Origin of the sequence: Sorangium sp. So ce302 (assembly GCF_051530145.1) — a bacterium.
Lineage (GTDB): Bacteria > Myxococcota_A > Polyangia > Polyangiales > Polyangiaceae > Sorangium > Sorangium cellulosum_B.
The window spans coordinates 7434248-7456134 of record NZ_CP150326.1 but is presented as its reverse complement, the minus strand read 5'-3'; the positions used below and the strand labels follow the sequence as shown (position 1 = coordinate 7456134).

General features: G+C 70.6%; 15 protein-coding genes. 9 read left to right on the top strand and 6 right to left on the bottom strand.

Features of this window, described 5'->3' with window-relative positions:
* Positions 1-31 precede the first annotated feature (31 nt).
* On the top strand, positions 32-1438 hold the full coding sequence (locus tag WME73_RS28210) for a hypothetical protein (protein WP_437911539.1): 1407 nt from the start codon (positions 32-34) through the stop codon (positions 1436-1438).
* Positions 1439-1566: 128 nt separating this feature from the next.
* On the opposite strand, the gene WME73_RS28205 is transcribed toward WME73_RS28210, so the two are convergent.
* Positions 1567-2214 (bottom strand): hypothetical protein, encoded by a 648-nt coding sequence (locus WME73_RS28205; protein WP_437739487.1) that lies wholly within the window; start codon positions 2212-2214, stop codon positions 1567-1569.
* A 206-nt stretch (positions 2215-2420) separates the two neighbouring features.
* On the opposite strand from WME73_RS28205, the gene WME73_RS28200 reads away from it, so the two are divergent.
* Complete coding sequence (locus WME73_RS28200; protein WP_437911538.1) at positions 2421-3809, top strand: sigma 54-interacting transcriptional regulator; 1389 nt, start codon at positions 2421-2423, stop codon at positions 3807-3809.
* Between the two features lie 961 nt (positions 3810-4770).
* On the top strand, positions 4771-6075 hold the full coding sequence (locus tag WME73_RS28195) for a GRAS family protein (RefSeq protein WP_437739485.1): 1305 nt from the start codon (positions 4771-4773) through the stop codon (positions 6073-6075).
* 106 nt (positions 6076-6181) lie between these two features.
* Here WME73_RS28195 and WME73_RS28190 read toward each other — a convergent pair whose 3' ends face one another.
* The 4 genes from WME73_RS28190 to gltB form a co-directional block, all read right to left on the bottom strand.
* Positions 6182-6592, bottom strand: a complete 411-nt coding sequence (locus WME73_RS28190; RefSeq protein ID WP_437911537.1) for a hypothetical protein — start codon at positions 6590-6592, stop codon at positions 6182-6184.
* A gap of 160 nt (positions 6593-6752) precedes the next feature.
* Entirely contained in the window at positions 6753-7748 is a 996-nt protein-coding gene (locus WME73_RS28185) for an MDR/zinc-dependent alcohol dehydrogenase-like family protein (protein ID WP_437739483.1), read from the bottom strand.
* Between the two features lie 9 nt (positions 7749-7757).
* Complete coding sequence (locus WME73_RS28180; protein ID WP_437739482.1) at positions 7758-9197, bottom strand: glutamate synthase subunit beta; 1440 nt, start codon at positions 9195-9197, stop codon at positions 7758-7760.
* Positions 9190-13797 (bottom strand): glutamate synthase large subunit, encoded by a 4608-nt coding sequence (gene gltB / locus WME73_RS28175; protein WP_437911536.1) that lies wholly within the window; start codon positions 13795-13797, stop codon positions 9190-9192. The genes WME73_RS28180 and gltB overlap by 8 nt, the downstream gene beginning before the upstream one ends.
* A 235-nt stretch (positions 13798-14032) precedes the next feature.
* Here gltB and WME73_RS28170 point away from each other — a divergent pair, with 235 nt between their 5' ends.
* Positions 14033-14872 (top strand): metallophosphoesterase family protein, encoded by an 840-nt coding sequence (locus WME73_RS28170; protein ID WP_437911534.1) that lies wholly within the window; start codon positions 14033-14035, stop codon positions 14870-14872.
* Positions 14873-15613 (top strand): 4'-phosphopantetheinyl transferase family protein, encoded by a 741-nt coding sequence (locus WME73_RS28165; protein ID WP_437911533.1) that lies wholly within the window; start codon positions 14873-14875, stop codon positions 15611-15613. It begins immediately after the preceding gene.
* Between the two features lie 121 nt (positions 15614-15734).
* Here the strand turns inward: WME73_RS28165 and WME73_RS28160 are convergent, their stop codons facing one another.
* Positions 15735-17354: a metallophosphoesterase gene (locus WME73_RS28160; RefSeq protein ID WP_437911532.1), complete on the bottom strand. Its 1620-nt coding sequence runs from the start codon at positions 17352-17354 to the stop codon at positions 15735-15737.
* Positions 17355-17620: 266 nt separating this feature from the next.
* Here WME73_RS28160 and WME73_RS28155 point away from each other — a divergent pair, with 266 nt between their 5' ends.
* From WME73_RS28155 to WME73_RS28140, 4 genes are all read left to right on the top strand, one after another.
* Positions 17621-18859 (top strand): YncE family protein, encoded by a 1239-nt coding sequence (locus WME73_RS28155; protein ID WP_437739477.1) that lies wholly within the window; start codon positions 17621-17623, stop codon positions 18857-18859.
* Entirely contained in the window at positions 18856-19611 is a 756-nt protein-coding gene (locus tag WME73_RS28150) for a c-type cytochrome (RefSeq protein WP_437739476.1), read from the top strand. The genes WME73_RS28155 and WME73_RS28150 overlap by 4 nt, the downstream gene beginning before the upstream one ends.
* Positions 19608-20234: an endonuclease III domain-containing protein gene (locus tag WME73_RS28145; protein WP_437739475.1), complete on the top strand. Its 627-nt coding sequence runs from the start codon at positions 19608-19610 to the stop codon at positions 20232-20234. The genes WME73_RS28150 and WME73_RS28145 overlap by 4 nt, the downstream gene beginning before the upstream one ends.
* A 225-nt stretch (positions 20235-20459) precedes the next feature.
* On the top strand, positions 20460-21521 hold the full coding sequence (locus tag WME73_RS28140; protein WP_012237684.1) for a 3-oxoacyl-ACP synthase III family protein: 1062 nt from the start codon (positions 20460-20462) through the stop codon (positions 21519-21521).
* The last annotated feature ends 366 nt before the right edge of the window (positions 21522-21887 follow it).

Here is a 21887-nt window from a genome sequence, read left to right as displayed (position 1 = left end):
GTAGAATAAATTGCGTACATTCAAATTGGGCTTGGTTTGCGCCTCGGCGCTCTCCGTCGCGGCGTTCGCCGCGTGCGGCGATGACGACTCGGTCTCCCCGACCTCGACAAGCACCTCGTCCGCGAGCAGCTCCGCCAGCGGCGGTGACGGTGGCGGTGGCGGCGAGGGCGGCGGTGGCGACGGCGGCGGTGGTGGCGACGTCAGCGCCGATTGCTCCTCCCCGGTGGAGGTCAGCGAGGCGATCACCGCCAGCACGAAGTGGACCGCCGACAAGTGCTACCTCATGAAGGGGATCGTCTTCGTCGAGCGCGGCGCGACCCTGACCATCGAGCCCGGAACGACGATCATGGGCGAGAAGGTGAGCCTCGCCACGCTCGTCGTGAAGCCCGGCGCCAAGATCAACGCCAAGGGCACGGTGAGCAAGCCCATCGTGTTCACGAGCCAGGGCGAGGAGGGCGATCGCGCCGCCGGCGACTGGGGCGGCGTCATCCTGCTCGGCGAGGCGCCCGTCAACGTCGAAGGCGGCAAGGCCAGCGTCGAGGGCATCACCGGCGAAGGCACGGAGTACGGCGGCGACAAGCCCGCGGACAACAGCGGTGTCCTCGAGTACGTGCGCATCGAGTACAGCGGGATCCTCCTCTCCCAGGACAACGAGGTCAACGGCCTCACCTTCGCCGGCGTGGGCTCCGGGACGACCGTCGATCACGTGATGGTGCACCACACGCTCGACGATTGCTTCGAGTTCTTCGGCGGCACCGTCAACGCGAAGCACCTCATCTGCGCGCAGAACGGCGACGACGGCTTCGACTTTGACCTCGGCTACACCGGCAAGCTCCAGTTCCTCGCGCTCCAGCAGGACCCGTCCGTGGCCGACGAGACGAACGGCTTCGAGGGCGACAACGACGCCGACTCGTCGGCCAACACGCCCCTCAGCGAGCCGACGATCTACAACGCGACCCTGTGCGGCAAGAACAAGGAAGTCGACAAGCAGCAGTACGGCATGCTGCTCCGCCGCTCGACGAAGGCCCACATCTTCAACACCATCGTGACCGGCTTCGAGGCGGGGGTGGATCTCCGTAACGAGCTCACCGAGGTCGAGCTCGCGAGCTCGATCTTCTTCGGCAACATCGGGGCGAACATCGCCTACGAAGAGACCGACACCGAGGCGGCGACCGAGTCGAAGCTCGACGACGACGACGACGCTGGCGCGGACGAGGTCGCGTGGTTCGAGGGCGAGGCGACCAACAGCACCGAGGATCCCGGGCTCGCCGACTGCTTCGCCGCCACGCCCGACTTCCGGCCTGAGGCCACGCTCACCGAGAACGCGGCGACCCCGCCGGATGACGGCTTCTTCGACCCGGAGGCGAGCTACATCGGCGCCTTCAAGGCCGATGACACCTGGGCGACGGGCGCCTGGGTCTCGTTCGACGCGAACTGACGCGGCGCCGTCCGCGCCGGCCCTCCGCGATGCGGCGGGCGGACCGGATCCGTGGCGAGAGAAATGACGAAGGCCGGCTCTTCAGCCGGCCTTTATCGTCTCTGGCGTCACGACTCCGCCGCAGGCGCTCAGCGCACCCGCGGCGTAAACCCGGACACACTGCTGCGATGCTCGCTGCATACGCCTCGCGCGTCCGCGGTCTCCTTGAATGACACCCTTCCGCACACCTCGCAGATGCACAGGTGTGCGCGATAGAACTCCCGGTCGAGCAGGATGTCGGCGGCGAGCAAGCTGAGCACAATGTCGCCGAGGAAGTCGATCTCGCGCGGCGAGGCGACCCAGACGGGACGGCCGCCGACCGCGGCCCGGCGGACCCTGCCCCCGTAGATCGCCGCGTTCAGGAACCGATCGTCGGCGACGGGCGCGATCAGCCCCCGGAGGGCCGTGATGACGCGCCCGCGGGCCTTGTGGATGAGCTCCTCGAGGTTGCTGCCGCCGTCCGCCCGGGGATCGAGCATGACGGGCGTCGCGCCGGGCTCGCGCACGATCTGGGGGCGCTTCATCAGGCCCGGGGTCACGAGGTGGTCCACGAACCAGTCCTGGAGGTCCTTGGGCGTCCACTCGGACGCCGGCCACTCCAGGAACTCGAGAGCGCCGCGGAGGCCGCTGACGCCCTGGAGACCGGGGTGGGTGGGGAGGCTCGGCAGGGTGCGGGATGTGTGCAGACGCCGGGACGAGCGGCGGCTCGCCTCCTCGATGTTGCGGCCGGATCCCATGTTCACCTCGAGGGCAGCCCCCCGGTCCCGATGGATGCGAGCTCTTGCAGAGGCCACCATGCCGAGGGAACAAGCACAACTTGTGCCGAACCTGGCGAACGGGGCGACCTGGATTTGCTGGGAGTTCTGCCCGGAGAGCCTTTGCAGGCCGTTGGGATGGCCGGCCACTGGCCGGCCAGGTTCTTCAGCGGGTAAGATTGCGCCCGATGGACCACTCCACCGTCCGCGTCTCGGTTGCACCGGAGCCCTCGGTCGCCGAGCCTGTTCCCGGCATCGTCCTGATCTTCTCGGGGGATCAGCCGCGCTGCGCTCCCATCCCGCTGGATCGTGGCTCCGTGGTGGTGGGTCGCGGAGGCGTCGGCGGCGTGCCGCTCATGGACGACTCGCTCATGTCGCGGCGACACGCCCGCATCGCGTACGACGGCGGCGCTTGGACCGTGGAGGACCTCGGCAGCACCAACGGGACGTCGGTCAACGGCGAGACGATCCGCGGCGAGGTGCGGAGGGACGCGATCCAGGTCGTCGGCGCGGGGACGTCGGTGTTCCTCGCGCTCAGCGACATCCGGAGCTTCGCGCGCGGGGGCGTGCGCCTCGAAAAGGAGAGCGTCCTCGGGCCGAGGCTGCAGCTGATTTACGACACGATCATCCGCGCCGCGGCCGGGGGAGACAGCCTCCTCGTGACGGGCGAGAGCGGCACGGGCAAAGAGCTCGCGGCGCGCGCCTACCACGAGGCGGGGCCGCAGGCGCGCGGCCCATTCGTCGCCGTCAACTGCGCGGCCATCCCGGAGGGCCTGGCGGAGCGGCTCCTCTTCGGCGCCAGGCGCGGCGCTTACTCCGGCGCGACGCACGACACCGACGGCTATGTGCAGGCCGCCCACGGAGGCACGCTCTTCCTCGACGAGGTGGCGGAGCTCGACGCGGCCGTCCAGGCGAAGCTGCTGCGGACGATCGACACCCGTCAGGTCCTCGAGCTCGGCGCGGTCGCGCCTCGCCCGGTGCAGATCCGGATCTGCGCGGCGACACACGACCTCCGCGCCCGCGTCGCCCAGGGCCGTTTCCGGGATGATCTCTACTACCGCATCGGCCGGCCCGAGGTCCGGCTCCCGCCCCTCCGCGAGCGGACCGAGGAGATCCCGTGGCTGCTGGCGCAATGCGCAAAGGCGGTCGGCACGGCCGCTCAAAGCGCGCCGCCGGCGATTCATCATTCGATGATCATCGCGTGCGCGATGCGCCGATGGCCGGGGAATCTGCGCGAGTTCGTCGGCGAGGCGCGGCGCGCCGTGACGCGCGCGCTCGACGAGGGGCGGCGCACGGTCGAGGCCAAGGATCTGGATCCGCTCGCCGGCGTCGGGCTGAGCCCGGAGTCGATCGAGCCGCAGGCCCGGCCGACGGCGAGCGATGTTCGACCGGCGCGCGCAGGACAGGCGCCGCCCGAAGATGAGATCGCCGAGGCGCTTCGCCTCGAGCGAGGCAATGTGTCTCGCGCGGCCATCAGGCTCGGAGTGCACAGGAATCGAATTCGACGCTGGCTCGAGAAGAATGGCGTCGATCGCTCCCACTTCGCCGAGGGAAGCGACCTGTCCGATAACGACTGAACCGCTGGCGCCCGCCGTCGCATGCACAGGTGCAGGAGTGCGTCAATGGTGCCGCCGCGTCGCCGGAGAGCGCTCGTCTTCCGGCTGCGTTGCGATGACGAAGTCACTCCCGGCGTAGGCTGCTGAGCCCGAGGGGGCGGTCGTTCCATACATCACCTCCAGCAAACGCTCTGCTCCTCTCGAAGGCCTGAAGGCCTTCGCGGCGCTGTTTCTCGGGCGAAGGAGCGCCCGATCGTCGCAGGGTTGCCTTCATCTGGCGACGCAACGTGGGCTCGATCGACCGAACGCCCATGTATAGGGACTTTACAGAGCTGATTATGCGGGTTGTAATGTGGTGTGTAAGCCCCGTCCCCAGCGAGGTGCTGTCACGACCACGGTCAACTCAACGAGTCCGGCGCGTGCTCGTCAGGTCGGAGCCCACGATGTGCCCTGAAGAGACCATCGATGAAGTGTGCCGTGGCACGTGCGTCGCGCGCGGCCTGCGTCATCGAGGCCGCGCTCCTCGCGATCCGCGCGCGCCGGGGCCGGCGGGGCTTCCGCCTGCGGCGCGATCACGCGCGCCTCGCGGGACGCCTACGAGTGCCTACGTTTGTCGCCAGAAGACAGGCTCGGACGGCGCGCGGAACACGAGGACGGGGGCGCGACGCACAATGACGATCTTGGACTTGACCGGGCGGGCGGCTTCATCGATGTACAGAGAGTTGTCTGTCGGGTCTCCCTGCGAGCTCAGGCCCCGTCGCGTCACGGGCGGGCGCCGCGCTTCGCGGCCTTGCCGCGGGCGCGCGGCCGCCGAGCGCCTGCCCCTTGCTCGTCGTCGGGCTCTCCCTCAGCGACATCTGCAAACATTGAAACCCCTGGCTCCTGCGAGGTGGTCGACGTCATGCGTTCTCGCCTGAAATCGGCTGCCCGCGGAGAGCCCAGCCAGGACGGCGGGCTGCCTGGTTGAACAGCCCTGGACACCATGAACGCGATCCGTAGACACGTATCGGCCGAAGAGGCGCCTCTTAGCCTACGAGCGCACATCGAGGGGCCCACCAGCTCGACCGCGTCCAGCCCAGGGCAGCAGCCGAGCTCGGGGACCCGCCAAACCCACTCGCGTCGCCGCCCGTTCCTGAGCCGCCTCCTGGCGGCGGGCGAGGCGATCGAGGCGGGGGATAGCGAGCGCGCGAGGGCCCTCATCGAGGGCATCCTGCGGGCCGAGCCCGATACGGGGGACGCGTCCGAGCGCATCTCTGGCGTGTTTGGCCGGGCGCTGCTCGCCCGCCTGGACGGAGATCGCTCCGGCGACGGGAATCTGTACCTGCGCAGCGCCGGGCCGCGGGACATGCTCGCGGCGTTTCAGCTGCTCGTCCACGCGACGCCGCTCATCCGGTTCGGCTACCTCAGCGCGAACGCGGCCATCGTCGAGGCGTTCCAGGACGAAGGGGAGATCCATGTCATCGACATCGGCGTTGGCGGCGGTACGCAGTGGCCATTCCTGCTACACCGGCTGGCGACGCGGCCCGGCGGCCCGCCGCGGGTCCGGCTGACCGGCATCGATCTGCCGTGCCGGGGCCCCGATCCCGAGCAGCGGCTGCGCTGGGCGGGCGCGTTCATCGGGGGGTGGGCGGAGCGGCTGAAGGTCCCCTTCGAGTTCCACGGCGTCGCGTCCTCGGTGGAGCGCGTCGACTGGAGCCGTATCGCGTCCCGCTCCACGGCGCCCATCGCGGTCAATGCGGCGTTCGCATTGCACCACGTGCCGGATGCCTCGGTGCACGCCACCGCGAACCGCGACACCATCCTCACGAGGATCCGCGCGCTGTCGCCGCGCGTGCTGACGCTCGTCGAGCCGGATGTGGAGCACAACGCGCACCAGTTCCTCCCGCGGCTGTCGGAGGCGATCGGCCACTACTACGCGGTATTCCAGGCGCTCGAGGCGCTGCTCCCGCCGCACATCGCCGCGCGGGAGACCATCGAGCAGGTCTTCTTCGGGCAGGAGGTGATGAACGTGGTGGTGGGCGAGGGGGCCGCGCGGGTCGAGCGGCACGAGCGCCGGGGCGCCTGGCAGCGCCGCCTCCGCATGAACGGCTTCGAGCCGCTCCGCGTCTCGCCGCACGAGTCGCTGGTCCGCGGAGCGCTCCGCCTGAGCCAGGGGTTCGACGTCCGGAGCGACGAGCCCGCGCTCCTGCTCATGCGCAACGGCGTGTCCATCGTGGCCGCGTCGGCGTGGCGTCCGCGGCAGCTCCCGCCGCCATCGCGGTTCATGTCGGGGCTGTTCCGCCGCTAGGAGCGCCGCACAGCGCAGGTGAGCCCATAACGCACGAATCTGCGCCCCTCTACCAACAACCGCTTCCCTGTCCGGATCACATCCGGACGCGAGCGGCTCCTCGCCCTCAGCGCCTCAGGAGGACGAATGCCACCCAGAGCACCAGCGCGCCGAGCGCGAGGCACGCGAGGGGGAGCCACAGGGCGCGGCGCTTGTGCATTGCGGTTTCCCAGAGGTCACGCCGGTACCCCGGCGTGTGACCGCCCTCGGCCGCGGACCGGGGGTCGTGGAGGGGAAGAGGGCTCAGCCCTTCGCGCCTGACGAGCTCGAACAACACCGAGCCGCGCGCCTGGGCCCGTGCGAGCTGCTCCAGCAGCTCACGGCGACAATGAAGGCAAAACGTCGACGCATCCTCTTCAATGCCGACGAGGTCGAGCTCTCGTAGCCGCTGCTGCTCCCAGCTCTCCCTGGCTTGCCGGGCCTCGTTGTGCGCGTCCTCTCGGCGGTCGTCGTGGTGTGGGCTGTCCTTCGCGCTCATCGCAGCTCCTGATCGGGGGCGCGGTCTGCGGCTCCCTATGAGGATCTATTCCGGCCAGCGGCGAGAAATTCTCACACAATGCGCCTGGCGAACATGCCGCGCTGGCCGCAGGCCACCCGGACGAGCAGCTGACAGTCAGCGAGCGGCGAGCTCACCGAGCTCAGCAGGTGACGAGCACCTTGAGGGCGCCGGGCGCCGCAGCGGCCGCCAGCGCCTCTGCGGCGCGCTCCAGCGGGAGCCGCGCCGACACGAGGGAGCGGACGTCGACGGTCCGGGCCTCGAGGGCGCGCAGCGCTGGCCCGAACAGCCCGCAGCGCGACCCAACGACGGTGATCTCGTTGACGACGAGCTCCGCGAGGTGGACGCTGGAGAGCCCGGCCACCGTGCTCTTGAGCACGAGCGTGCCCCTGGGCCGGGTCGCGCGGGCGGCCCTCACGAACCCCTCGGCGGTGCCGGTGGCCTCGACCACCAGCTCGGCCGGATCTCCGGCCCAGGCGCCCGGAGGCGGCGAGGCACCGGCGTCGGTCTGGCCCGAGGGCTCCGGGCGAACGAGCTCGGTCGCGATGCCCTGCGCGCGCATCAGGGCGAGCTTCTCCTCGTGTTTGCCGACCGCGAGGACGCGGGCGCCAGCCTGGTGGAGCACCTGCGCGATGAGCAGGCCGAGCTTCCCGTCGCCGAACACGAGCGCCGACGCGCCCGGCGACACACGCACCTGCTCCAGGATCGCGAACGCCGCCGCGAGCGGCTCCGCGAACACCGCCTCCTCGTCGTCGACCCCGTCGGCCACGGCGTGGAGGTTCGCCAGGGGCACCGCGACGCGCTCCGCCAGCGCGCCGTCGGCGCCGACGATGCCCATGACCGTGCGCGTCGGGCAGTGCCTGCCCAGCCCGCGCGCGCAGCTCTCGCAGCGGCCGCACGCGAAGTTGATCTCGCCCACCACGCGGCGGCCGAGCCAGGCGGCCGGGCCCTCCACGACGTCGCCGACGAACTCGTGCCCGAGCGTGCCGCGGAAGCCCATGTAACCTTTGATGATCTCGAGATCCGTGTTGCAGATCCCGGCGCACCGCACCTCGACCACGGCCATGCCGGCCGTGGTCGAGGGGGGGTCGCGGTCGATGACGCGCGCGGCCGTTCCGTCCCAGACCAGCGCTCGCACGATCGAGCTCTAGCCCGCCGCGAGCGCCAACCGGCGCTTCGCCGGCTGCATCAGGTACGCGTCGACCGCGTCCGCTGCCTTGCGCCCCTCGGCGATGGCCCAGACGACGAGGCTCTGTCCGCGCGACATGTCGCCGGCGGCGAAGACGCCCTCCACGCTGGTGCGCCCGCCGTGGGCCTTCACGTTGCCGCGCTGGTCCATCTCGACGCCGAGCTGCTCGAGCAGCCCCTCGCGCTCGGAGCCGACGAAGCCCATCGCGAGCAGGACGAGCTCGCAGGGGATCTCGAACTCGCTCCCCGGGACCGGCACGAACTTCCCGCCTTCCAGCTTCACCCGCGCCGCCTGGAGCGCGCGGACGTGCCCTTGCTCGTCCCCGAGGAACGCGGTGGTCGACACCGACCAGTCGCGCTCGCCGCCCTCCTCGTGCGAGGACGAGGTGCGGAGGATGAGCGGCCACGCGGGCCACGGGTTCGTCAGCGAGCGCTGCTCGGGGGGGCGGGGGAGGAGCTCGAGCTGCGTCACGTGCGCCGCGCGGTGGCGGTGGCTCGTGCCGACGCAGTCGGAGCCGGTGTCGCCGCCGCCGATGACGACCACCCGCTTGTCCGTGGCGAAGATCGCCTCGCTGTCGGGGATCACGTCGCCGGCGACCCGCTTGTTCTGCTGGGTCAGGAAATCCATCGCGAAATGGACGCCCTTCAGCTCCCGGCCGGGCACCGGCAGGTCGCGCGGCCGGCGCGCCCCGCCGCACAGCACGACGGCGTCGTACTGCCCGCGCAGGGCGTCGCCGGTGATGTCGACGCCGCAGTGGACGCCCGTGCGGAACGTCACCCCCTCGGCCTGCATCTGCTCCATGCGCCGGTCGATGAGGTGCTTCTCCATCTTGAAGTCGGGGATGCCGTACCGGAGCAGGCCGCCGATGCGGTCGTCACGCTCGAAGAGCGTCACGTCGTGGCCCTTGCGCGCGAGCTGCTGGGCAGCAGCGAGCCCGGCGGGCCCCGAGCCGATCACCGCGACTTTCTTGCCCGTGCGCTGCTTCGCGATGACCGGCGCCACCAGGTTCCGGTCGAACGCGCGATCCGCGATCGCGCGCTCGACGTTCTTGATGGTGACCGGCTTGCTCTCGATGTTCAGCACGCACCCCGCCTCGCAAGGCGCGGGGCACACGCGCCCGGTGAACTCGGGGAAGTTGTTCGTCGCGTCGAGCGACGCGATCGCCTCCGGGAGGCGATCGCGGAACATGTGATCGTTCCAGTCGGGGATCAGGTTCCCGAGCGGACATCCGTCGTGACAGAACGGGATGCCGCAGTCCATGCACCGCGCTGCCTGATCGCGCAGCTCGGCGTCGGGGACCGGGAGCTCGAACTCCTGCCAGTCGTTCAAACGCTCGGAGACGGGCCGCTTCTTGATGTCGACCCTCTGGATCTCGAGGAAGCCTCGTACCTTACCCATGGGCGGCCGACCTCTCTCCCGTGCTCAGGGGACCCGCGTTGGCGGGGATGTAACGTCCAGTGGAAACATAGGGGGTGGAAGGAGAAAGGAGAGACACGAGCCTGTCGGACCCGTCCGCTCCGTTCGTCGCGGGCGACGCCGCGGCCTCCAGGGCGCGGCGGTACTCGCTCGGGACGACCTTCACGAACTTCGACAGGACGGCCTGCCAGGACTCGAGCAGCTCGATCGCCTTCCGGCTGCCCGTGCGCCGCACGTGCTCCTCGAGCAGCGCCCGCACCGACTCGGCGTCGGCGGCGGTCATCGTCTCGAGCTGCACCATCTCCTTGTTGCAGCGCGCCTCGAAGAGCGCGTCCTCGTCGAAGACGTAGGCGAGCCCGCCGCTCATGCCGGCCCCGAAGTTGCGGCCGGTGGTGCCGAGGATGATCACGGTGCCGCCCGTCATGTACTCGCAGCCGTGGTCGCCCACGCCCTCGACGACGGTGGTGGCCCCGCTGTTCCGGACCGCGAAGCGCTCGCCGGCGCGGCCGTTGAAGAACGCGCGGCCGCCCGTCGCGCCGTACAGCACGACGTTGCCCACGATGACCTGATCGTCCGGCCGGAACGGCGCCTCGCGCGGCGGTCGCACCGCGACCACGCCGCCCGAGAGGCCCTTGCCGACGTAGTCGTTCGCGTCGCCTTCGAGCTCGAGGGTCATGCCCCGCGAGGCGAAGGCGCCGAAGCTCTGGCCGGCGCTGCCGGCGCACTTGACCACGATGCTGTCCTCGGGGAGCCCGGCGCTGCCGTGGCGGCGCGCGATCTCGCCGCTCAGCATCGCGCCGAGCGTCCGATCCGAGTTCTTGACGCGGGTCTCGATGACGACGGGCGCCCCGCCGTCGATCGTCGCGCGCGCCTTCTCGATCAGCTTGAGGTCGAGCACCCGGTCGAGCTTGTGGTCCTGCAGCTCCACGCAGTGGGTCGGGCTCGTGAGCGCCTCCTTCGGGCGGTACAGCACCTCGGAGCAGTCGATCTTCCTCGCCTTCGGGTGGAGCCCGGTGCTCCGCTGCACGATGCAGTCGGAGCGCCCGACCATCTCGGTCAGCGTGCGGAAGCCCAGGCGCGCCATGATCTGCCGGAGCTCCTCGGCCACGTAGAAGAAGAAGTTGATGACGTGCTCCGGCGCGCCCGTGAACTTCTTGCGGAGCTCGGGGTCCTGCGTGGCGATGCCGACCGGGCAGGTGTTGAGGTGGCACTTGCGCATCATGATGCAGCCGGTCGCGACGAGCGGCGCCGTGGAGAAGCCGAACTCCTCGGCGCCGAGCAGCGCGGCGAACGCGACGTCGCGGCCCGTCATCAGCTTGCCGTCGGTCTGCACGATGGCGCGGCCGCGGAGCCCGTTCATCACGAGCACCTGGTGCGCCTCGGCGAGGCCGAGCTCCCACGCGACGCCCGCGTGGTGGATCGACGTGAGCGGGGAGGCGCCGGTGCCGCCCGAGTCGCCGCTGATCAGCACCACGTCGGCGTGCGCCTTCACGACGCCCGCGGCGATGGTGCCGACGCCCGCCTCGGCGACGAGCTTCACGCTGATGCGCGCCTTCGAGTTGATGTTCTTCAGGTCGAAGATGAGCTGGGCGAGATCCTCGATCGAGTAGATGTCGTGGTGCGGCGGCGGCGAGATCAGCGTCACGCCGGGCGTCGAGTGGCGCACCTTCGCGATCACCGCGTCGACCTTGTGGCCCGGGAGCTGGCCGCCCTCGCCGGGCTTGGCCCCCTGCGCCATCTTGATCTGCAGCTCGTCGGCGTTCACGAGGTACTCGGCCGTGACGCCGAACCGCGCCGAGGCGACCTGCTTCACCGCGCTCCGCTTCGAGTCGCCGTTCGGCAGCCGGAGGAAGCGCACCGGGTCCTCGCCGCCCTCGCCGGTGTTCGACCGCGCGCCGATCCGGTTCATCGCGATCGCGAGCGTCTCGTGCGCCTCCTTCGAGATGCTCCCGAAGGACATGGCGCCCGTGGCGAAGCGCTTCACGATCGAGGCGGCGGGCTCGACCTCCTCGAGCGGCACCGGCGGGCCCGCGGGCCTGAAGTCCCACAGCCCGCGGAGCGACATCGGGTGCTCCTGCTGCTCGTTGATGATGGAGGCGTACTCGGCGTAGCTCTTCGCGTCGTCGAGGCGGACCGCCCGCTGGAGCGAGGCGATCGACTGCGGCGTCCAGAGGTGCCGCTCGCCGGACACGCGGAAGTGGTGGTGGCCGCCGACGTCGAGGTGCGCGCGCGCCCGCTCGCCGTACGCCGCGTGGTGGCGCGCGAGCGCCTCCTCCGCGATCTCGCGCAGCCCGACGCCGCGGACGCGCGACGCCGTGCCGGTGAAGTACGCGTCGATGACGAGCTGATCGATGCCGATCGCCTCGAAGATCTGCGCGCCCTGGTAGCTGGAGAGCGCGCTGATCCCCATCTTCGACATGATCTTCAGGATGCCCTTCTTGAGCCCCTTCACGTAGCGCGAGCCCGCCGCGGTCGGCGAGAGGTCGGCGCCGAGGGTCTTGTCGCGGCACATCGCCGCGATCGACTCGAACGCGAGGTACGGGTTCACCGCGCCGGCGCCGTAGCCGATGAGCAGCGCCATGTGGCCGACCTCGCGCGCCTCGCCGGTCTCGACGATGATGCCCGCGCGCGTGCGCGCCCCCTCGTTGATGAGGTGGTGGTGCACGGCGCCCACCGCGAGCAGGCTCGGGATGGGGGCGAGCGTCTCGTCGATGCCGCGGTCGCTGAGGATGAGGATGCTCGCGCCGTCGGCGATCGCGCGGCTCGCGTCCTTGCAGAGCTTCGCGATCGCGGCGCGCAGGTTGTCCTCCGGGTCGCCGTCGACCGGGAAATACATGGGCAGCGTGGCCGCGCGGAAGTCGGGGAAGACGTTCTTCCGCAGCTTCGACAGGTCGTCCTGCGTGAGGATCGGGTGCGGCAGCTCGAGCATCCGGCACTGGCGGGGCGTCTCCTCGAGGAGGTTGCCCTCGCCGCCGACGCAGCTCACGAGCGACATCACGATCTCCTCGCGGAGCGGGTCGATCGGCGGGTTCGTGACCTGCGCGAACAGCTGCTTGAAGTAGCGGAAGAGCAGCTGGGGCTTCTCGGAGAGCACGGCGAGCGGGATGTCGATGCCCATCGAGCCCACCGGCTCCTCGCCGAGGGTGGCCATCGGCCCGAGGATCATCCGCAGGTCCTCCTCGGTGTAGCCGAACGCCTGCTGCAGGCCCCGGAGGTCCGCGTGCGGGATGGTGTAGAGGCTCGGCACGTCCTCGAGGGCGCGCAGATCGATCTTGTTCTCGGCGACCCACGCCGCGTAGGGCTTCTGCGTCGCGACGCGGCGCTTGATCTCGTCGTCGCTGACGACGCGACCCTCGGTCGTGTCGACGAGGAACATCTTGCCCGGCTGGAGGCGCCCCTTCTGGATCACGCGCGCCGGCTCGATGTCGAGGACGCCGAACTCGCTCGCGAGCACGACGAGCCCGTCGCTCGTCACGACGTACTTCGCGGGGCGCAGCCCGTTCCGGTCGAGCGTCGCGCCGATCAGCCGTCCGTCCGTGAAGCACAGCGCCGCGGGGCCGTCCCAGGGCTCGATCAGACAGCCGTGGTACTCGTAGAACGCCTTCTTCTCGGCCGACATGTCCGGGTCGAGCGCCCAGGCCTCGGGCACGAGCATCATCATCACGTGGGGCAGCGAGCGGCCGCTCGCGAGCAGGAAGTCGACCACGTTGTCGAGCGCGGACGAGTCGGAGCCGCCCGGGCGGATGATCGGCTTGAAGTCCTCGATCGCGTTCGCGAAGACATCGCTCTTCAGCAGCGCCTCGCGCGCCGACATCCACGCGGTGTTGCCGCGCACGGTGTTGATCTCGCCGTTGTGCGCGATGACCCGGTACGGGTGCGCGCGCTCCCACGTGGGGAAGGTGTTCGTGGAGAAGCGCGAGTGCACCATCGCGAGCCGCGACACGGTGCGCTTGTCGGACAGATCGGGGTAGAACGCCGCGACCTGCTCCGCGAGCATCAGGCCCTTGTAGACGACCGTCCGCGACGAGCACGACGTGATGTAGAAGTCGTCGGCGTTGGCGGCGCGGCCGGCGCGCTTGCGGATCGCATACAGGACCTGCTCGAAGGACTGGCGAGGCGCGACCCTGCCGATGAACAGCTGGCGGATCGCCGGGCGCGAGTCGCGCGCGATCGGGCCGAGCGCCGCGTCGTCGATGGGGACGTCGCGCCAGCCGAGGACGCGCTGTCCGTGGTGCACGACCGCGGCCTCGAGGATCGCCTCGCACTGGCGGCGCCGCGACGGGAGCTGGGAGAAGAACGCCGTCGCGACGGCATAGTCGCCGGGAGCAGGCAGCGCGATGCCAAGGGCGGCCAGGGACGTGGCGTACAGCTCGTGCGGGATCTGGAGGAGGACGCCCGCGCCATCGCCGGTGCAGGGGTCGCAGCCAGCGGCGCCGCGATGGGTTAGATTTTCGAGGATCTCGAGCGCTTGGCAGACGACCTCGTGCGTCGCTTCACGGCGGAGCGTGGCGACGAATCCGAGACCGCATGCGTCGTGTTCGAAAGCCGGATCGTAAAGACCTTGTCGTTGGGGCAGAGGCATGGTGCTGACTTCACACGCGCGTAGCACAGGTGGCACAAGGATTGGAGCCCTAGTTTAATGCGGCGCGCCAGGAGCCGCGGAACCGGGCCCAAAATGGGGGAGGGGTGTCGCGTCGCCTTGACCGTGTGCCGCCGCGCCCGGCGGCGGCGCTCGGCAGTGGACGCCCGTCGTCGGCCGTGGTGTGGGTGGGGGCGGCCGGCTCGCCGGGCCGGCTCCCCGGCCGCGCGGTATTCGGATGAAGCTCTTCGCACTCAGCGATCTCCACGTCGGGTATGCGGAGAACCGGTGGGCCATCGAGCGCATGACGCCGCGGCCGAGCGACTGGCTCATCCTCGCCGGCGATCTCGGGGAGACGGAGCAGCACCTCATCTACGTCCTCGAGACCCTGGGTCCGCGGTTCAAGCGGCTCGTGTGGACGCCGGGCAACCACGAGCTCTATACGATGCCGAGTGAGCGCGGCGGCCCGCGCGGCCAGGCCCGGTACGAGCGGCTGGTCGAGCTGTGTCGGAGCCGCGGCGTGCTCACGCCGGAAGACCCCTACGTGCTCTGGGACGGCGAGGGCGGACCGCACGTGCTGGCGCCGATGTTCCTGCTCTACGACTACAGCTTCCGGCCGGACGGCGTGCCCGAGCGCGACGCGGTGGCGTGGGCCATGGAGAGCGGCGTCCTCTGCAGCGACGAGGAGCTGCTCGACCCGGCCCCCTACGCGAGCCGACCCGAGTGGTGCCGGGCCCGCCTCGCCGCGACGGAGGCCCGTCTCGCCGCGATCGAGGGGCGCCCCACGGTGCTCATCAACCACTTCCCGCTGCGCGAAGAGCTCGTGCGGCTGCGGCACATCCCGCGTTTCTCGATCTGGTGCGGGACGCGGCGCACGCACGACTGGCACACGCGGTTCCGCGCGCGGGTGGTCGTGTCAGGGCACCTCCACATCCCCCGCACCGACTGGATCGACGGTGTTCGTTTCGAGGAGGTGTCGTTCGGATACCCGCGCCAGCGGCCCGTCGAGCGCAGCGCCGACAGCTGCCTTCGGGAGATCCTGCCGGGCCCTGCAGGCGCGGCGCCGCCGAGGATGTAGATGCTCACGATCGGCCCCGGCGCCGCGCACCTCTGGTACGTCTTCTGCGACTCGGCTCGCGACGAGGCGTTGCTCGAGGCGTACCACCGGCTGATGGCCCCCGACGAGGCGGCGCAGCAGGCGCGCTTCCTTTTCGCCGAGAACCGGCACGAGTACCTGCTCACCCGCGCCCTCGTGCGCACGGTCCTCTCGAAGTACGCGAACGTCGCGCCCGAGGCGTGGTCGTTCGTCCGGAACGAGTTTGGCCGCCCGCAGATCGCCGGACCTCCGGGGGTGCCGCCGATCCGGTTCAACCTGTCGAACACGCGGGGGCTGATCGCCTGCCTGGTCGCGCTGGATCGCGACGTGGGCGTCGACGTCGAGGACACCGAGCGCGCGAGCGGCGCGGTGGACATCGCCGATCGCTTCTTCTCGCCAGGCGAGGTGAGGGCGCTGCGCGCGCTGCCGCCGGAGAGGCAGCGCGCGCGCTTCTTCGAGTACTGGACGCTCAAGGAGTCGTACATCAAGGCGCGCGGGATGGGGCTCGCGATCCCGCTCGATCAGTTCTCGTTCCACCTGGACGATGGACCGGCGATCGGCATCTCGTTCGATCCGCGGCTCGGCGACGACCGCTCGGCCTGGCAGTTCGCGCTCTACCAGCCCTCGGCGCGGCACACGATGGCCGCCGCGATCCGCAGCGGGGGCGGGCCCCCGCTGTCGATCGAGCTGCGGGAGACGGTGCCGCTGCGCGGCGGCGGATGAGCGACGGCCGGGGCCGCCCGCGCGAGGCCGCCGCGCGGCGGGGCCGACGCGCATCCCTCCCTGGCAGGCCCCCGGCTGGCTGGGGAAGCGCGCCCGCGGCCCCGGCGCGCGGCGCGCGAGGTCAGTCAGGCCGCGCGATCGAGAGCTCGACGTTGCGCCACGAGGGCTCTCCGCGGCCGTCGTCGCCGAAGCCGGAGGTGACGTCCACGACGGCCCGGCGGCGCCCTTCGGAGGCGATCGGGTCGTCGCCGACGGCGTAGTCGAGGGCGGCGCCCCGGATGGCGACGAAGCCGTTGTCCTCGTCCCAGATCTCGATGACGCGGATCTGATGGGGGTAGTCGGCGAGCGCGGAGGTCTCGAGCTCCCAGTACGCGTGCCCGCCGGCCGGAGAGACCCGGGTCACCCGGTGCACGTGGGTGTGTCCGGCGAGGTGGAGCAGGACGTTGTCGTAGCCGCCGACGAGCGACTGCCACGCATCGACGTCGATCGCGCCGGGCACGGCGGGGGTGCCCGTCGCGGCGAAGGAGCCGTCCCCGAGCGAGCGCGACGCGTGGTGGGACGTGAGGATGACCCACCTGCGCTCGCGCTTCGCGCGGTCGAGCGCGGGACGGATGAACCGATCGACGTCGTCCTGGAGGATCACGCCGTTCGGTCCGCCCGTCTCGGCGGCCGTATCGAGCACGATGACGCGAAGGGGGGTGTCCTTCATGTCGAACTCGTAGAACGCTTTGCCGTACGCGCGCTCGTCGGGCCCGATCCCGTGCCCGTCGCCGGTCGCCGCGACCCGATCGAGCAGCTCGGGGCGGCTCAGCAGCGCTCTCCTCGGGTCGGGGACGACCTGGCCCGTGATCACCGGAGCGCCGGGGAGAGACCAGTCGCGCGTCCCGCCGTCCGACCAGCTCCCCGTCGCGAGCTCGGCGCGCGTGTGCACCGGGAAGTTCCCCTGGTGCAGGACATCGTGGTTGCCGGTCACCCATCGCCAGGGCACGAGCAGCCCCTCGGCGAAGAACGGATCCTTGGGATCGTTGTCCGGGCCTGGCACGGGGTCGTCGTCAGCGCCCGAGTCGCACTCGACGCGCTCGGCGCCGTCGAGGATGGCCGAGAACCACGCGATCTCGTTCGTCTGCGCGCTGTCGGCGTTGTCGCCGCCGAGCAGGACGAAGTCGATCGGCGTGCTGCGATGGAGCGCGTTGATCGTGCGGACGGCGGCGTTGAGGATCCGGCACTCGTGCCCTTCCTGCGGGCGGAACGCCGACGCGAACGCGCCGGGCGAGTCGAAGATCGCCAGCCGAGCAGGCGACTCGTCGTCTGCGAGCTGGGCGTCGGCGAGGTGGACGAACCTCGTCAGGAGCGTCGGCCGCTCGCCGCGCGGCGGTGGAGGGGGGTCGTCGAGCGTCGCCGGGGCGAGCGGCTGCCCCGGCCCGCTCTCGAGCTCGCCGTAGCCCTCCGCGAGCATCTGCTCGATCTCCGCCGGGACAGCGGGGTTCCTGTCCGGTGGATCGGCCACCGCGGCGCGCGGCGCCCAGGTGCGAGCGGTCGTCAGCGGCGGCGCGCCGCGGAGCGCTGGCAGCGGTACCGGCGCAGGGAGCGGCGCCGGAGCGATGGACTCCTCCCCGGCACACGCGGCGAGCGCAAGGGACGCAAGGAAGAAGCGCGCCGCGGGGCGACCTGGGCGCGCTCGCGCGATCCGCCGCCGACCGGGCTCCCCTGTTGCGATGCCCACCGCTCGTGTCTGGCTCATCGCTTCCTTACATGACAACACCACAGCGCCAGATCAAGAAATGTTCACTCGGGCGGTAGCGTTGCCGTTGGGGGCCGGCGCCGACCGAGGAAGAGAGAGCGCAGAACGCGCGTAGTACGTCCCACGTAGCGCGGCGCGGCGCCGCGGAGCGTCACGTCGAGGCGCACGAGCGAGCCGAGCCATGGTAGGGCGAGCCGCGGCCGGCGCGCCGGCGGCTGCTAGGATGCGGCGCGTCCGAGCCAGAGGCGCTCGTCTCGAGGTCATCTATGGTCATTTCGCGATTCCTGGGTTGCGCGCTCGCGGCGGCGATGCTGGTGAGCTGCAGCGATCCCGAGCCCATCATCGAATACCGCTACAGGGCCTACGAAGGCGACGCGTATCCGGACCGACTCCCTGAGATCAAGGTTCCGGAGGGCGGGATGGGCGTGGTGAGCGATAGCCTCTCCGATACGATCTCTCTTGTCTCGCTCGCGACCGGCGAGCGGTTCGGCGTCCACCCCGTGGGCCGCGATCCCGTGACGATCGACGGGCCTCACCATGTGGCCGTGGACGCCGAGGACGGCGCCGTCTACGTCGCGCTGTCGTACCCTGACGTCGCCGGCGCGATCGGCCCCCACGCGGTGCACGGTGGGAGCGTTGTGGCGGGCTACGTCCAGAAGCTCGCGCTCGACGATCTGCGCATCCTCGGGCAGGTGCGCGTCGAGGCCAACCCGGGCGATATCGTGATCTCGGAGGACGGCAAGCGCGTGGTCGTCTCTCATTTCGATCTGAAACGCGTGCTCGACAACCCGGGCGACGTCGAGGCGGCGCGCTCGTCCCTCGCGGTGATCGATCCCGAGAAGGTCCTGCTCTCGGGATCGGCCGATCCGGTGTTCATCCCGGTCTGCATGGCAGCCCACGGAATCGCCCTCTCGCGCCCGGACGGCGCCCGCGCTTACGTCGCTTGTTACGGCGAGGACGTGCTCGCGATCGTCGACCTGACGGACCCTTCCGCCGAGGTGAAGCGCGTGCCGGTGGGGTCTACCTCCAGCCCGTCGCCTCATGCCAACAACTACGGACCCTACGCGGCCGTCATGTCGCCCGATGGGAAGACCATCGCCGTGAGCAGCACGGAGAGCAGGGACGTGCGCTTCTTCGATGTCGCGTCGGAGACGTTCGACGATTCCCGGAAGATCCTCACGATCGGCGCGCCCTACTTCCCCGCGTGGACCCCCGACGGGAGCGCCATCTATGTGCCGACCCAGGTGCCCGACACCATCGTGCGGATTGGCGTGACCCCGGACGACGACGGCGTCGTCACCCGGAACATCGCCGACGAATGCATGCGGCCGCACCTCGCGCAGCTCGACGAGGAGCACGGGCTCTTCCTCGTCTGCGAGGGCGACAGGAGCGCGACGCCCGGCAGGGTGCTCCGGCTCGATCCAGAGACGCTGGAGACGCTCAGCGACACGGAGGTGGGCCTCTATCCCGACGGGCTCGTGCGCGTCGCGCCGGAGGCGCCGTGAGGACGCCCCGCAACCTTGCGGCCGCGCTCGCGTGCGCGGCGCTCCTCTGCGGCTGTCCTGGCGATCCCGAGACGAAGGTCGTCGACGCGACGGCCGTCGACCACGGCGCGGCGCTCTTCCGGGACCCGTCGATCGCGGAGACGCGCTTCAATCGCTATTCCTGCTCGACGTGCCATGAAGCTGTCACCGGCGACGCGGGGGACGCCATGCTCCCGGGCGCCCCGCTGGCCGGCGCCGTGGAGCGCCCGCATTACTGGGGCGGGCAAGAGGTCGAGCTCCTCGGCGCGATCAACCATTGCCTCTATTACTTCATGACGAAGGACCTGCCCTGGACCACGGACGACGACGTCGCGCAGGCCATCTATGCCTACCTGGAGTCGCTGCCCAGCGACGGAGGCGCGGCCGAGGCCGTCCCCTTCACGCCTGTCTACGAGCTGAGCCAGATCCCGGCTGGCGACGCGGCCGCGGGCGGGCGCATCCACGAGCGCGCCTGCGCCTCGTGTCACGGGCGCGCCCATTCGGGGGAAGGCCGGCTCGTGGCGCGGGCGCCGGCGCTGCCCGACCAGACGCTGAAGGAGCACCCGCTCGGCGAGTACACGGAGGCCGACCGGCGGCTGGTCTTCATCGAGAAGGTCCGCCACGGCGGGTTCGTGGGCTACGGCGGGCAGATGCCGCCGTTCTCCCGCGAGGTCCTCTCCGATGAAGAGCTCGGCGATCTGCTCTCGTTCTACGGGCTACCCTGGCCCCCGTGAAGCGCGCCGAGAAAGCCGCGAGGATCGCCGAGATCCTCGACCGATTGTACCCGGCCCCGCCCATTCCGCTGGTCCACGACGATCCGTATTCGCTGCTCGTCGCGGTGATGCTCAGCGCCCAGACGACGGACAAGATGGTCAACGCGGTGATGCCGGCGCTCCTCGCGCGCGCCCGGACGCCCGCGGCCATGGCGGCAGTGCCCACCGAGGAGATCGCCCAGCTCATCCGGAGGATCGGGTTCGCGCCCACCAAGGCGCGGCACCTGAAGGCGCTGAGCGAGCGGATCGCGACCGAGCACGGCGGCGTCGTCCCCGCCTCGTTCGACGCCCTGGAGGCCCTGCCGGGGGTCGGTCACAAGACGGCCTCGGTCGTCATGGCACAGGCCTTCGGCCACCCCGCCTTCCCGGTCGATACCCACATTCACCGGCTCGCGTTCCGCTGGGGGCTGTCGTCCGGAAGGGACGTCGTCGAGACGGAGCGCGACCTGAAGCGCACGTTCCCACCCGAGCAGTGGAACAAGCTCCACCTGCAGCTCATCTACTTCGGCCGCGAGCACTGCCCGGCGCTGCGCCACGACATGACCGGCTGCCCCATCTGCAGCTGGGCCGCCCGCCGACGATGATCGCGGCGCCCGGCGGCCGCCGAAGATGGGGGCGGGTACAACGCCGCCAGCAAAGCTGGCAGCTTATCGAGGCGGCGCGTTTCCGTCAAGCAGGGTGCAACGTCCCGGCGATCTCATGAGCGCGACCACGCCCGCCGCGCTGCGGCGCGAGGCGGCCGGGCGCGGTCGTGTGCGGGTGTGCGGTTCCCGGTCGCGGCGCGCCTGCGGTTCGGGTAAGGCACTTCTGTGACAAAGATTGGATTTGAGATCATCGGGACGGGCCACTACGTGCCCGGAGAACCTGTCACCAACGACGACCTCGCGCGGGTGATCACGACCTCCGACGAGTGGATCTACCAGCGCTCCGGTATCCGCCAGCGCCATTACGCGCCGGATGGGGTGGGGGTGAGCGATCTCGCGTGCGAAGCGGCGAAGCGCGCGATCGCGTCGGCGCGCATCGCGCCGTCGGAGATCGATTACATCCTCTTTGCCACGATGACGCCGGACTATATTTTCCCTGGCTCCGGGGCGCTGCTCGGCGCGAAGCTGGGCATTCCGGGCGTCCCCGCGCTCGACATCCGGCAGCAGTGTGCCGCGATGCTGTTCGGCCTCCAGACGATCGACGGGCTGATCCAGACCGGGGCCGCCAAGACCATCCTGTTCGTGGGCGCAGAGGCGCACGCCGGCTTCATGCCCTGGGAGGACTGGGGGGCGCTCGACCCGAAGAATGGCCGCTCCGCGACGCCGGAGGCGCGGGCGCACGCCGACCGCCACCGGAACCTCGCCGTCCTGTTCGGGGACGGGTCGGGCGCGCTCGTCCTCCGCGCGACCGATCGCGACGCGGGCCTGCGCGGCAACAAGATCTGCTCCGATGGACGCTTCGCCGAGCTCCTCTTCGTGCCGGGCGGCGGCTTCCGCTCGCGCCCGTACTGGAAGCCGACGTCGTTCGACGAGGACCTGCATATCCCCCGCATGGATGGCCGCGAGCTCTTCAAGTTCGCGGTGACCAAGCTCCCGGCGACCGCGCGGGAGCTCTGCGCCTCTCAGGGCCTCGCGATCGAGCAGATCGACGTGTTCCTGGCGCACCAGGCGAACGGCCGGATCAACGAGCACATTCGCAAGGACCTCGGCGTGCCCGTCGAGAAGCTCCCGAGCAACATCGATCGATTCGGCAACACGAGCGGCGCCACCGTGCCCATCCTCATCGACGAGGAGATGCGCGCCGGAAGGGTGAAGAAAGGGCAACTCGCCATGGTGCTCGCGCTCGGGACCGGCGTCCACTGGGGCTGCGCGCTCTGGAAGCTCTGAGCGGCTGAGCGGCGGCGCCTCGCTCGCAGGCGTCACCGTCATCCTCGTCATCGTCATCGAGCCGCGGCGGTTGCGCGGGGCATATTGCGTCCGGTGCGGAACGCTGCGGAAATTTCGTGCGATCGTGTCGCGACGGATTGCACGTGGCGTATCCCTTGTTACGTTTCCATCAACGCCCGCAGCAGACCCCGTGTTTGCAGTGCGATCGACCTGACGACCAGGCGCGGGCGCTACCGGGAAGGGAGTCGCCTCAGGGCTCGGCTGCACGGCCCCTCCCCGGCCAGCGGCGAATTGCGCACGAAGCACCTAACGCGCAGCAGGTAGCGCGCAGCAGCCAAAGCGCAGCGCGGGACCTACGTGCGGGGG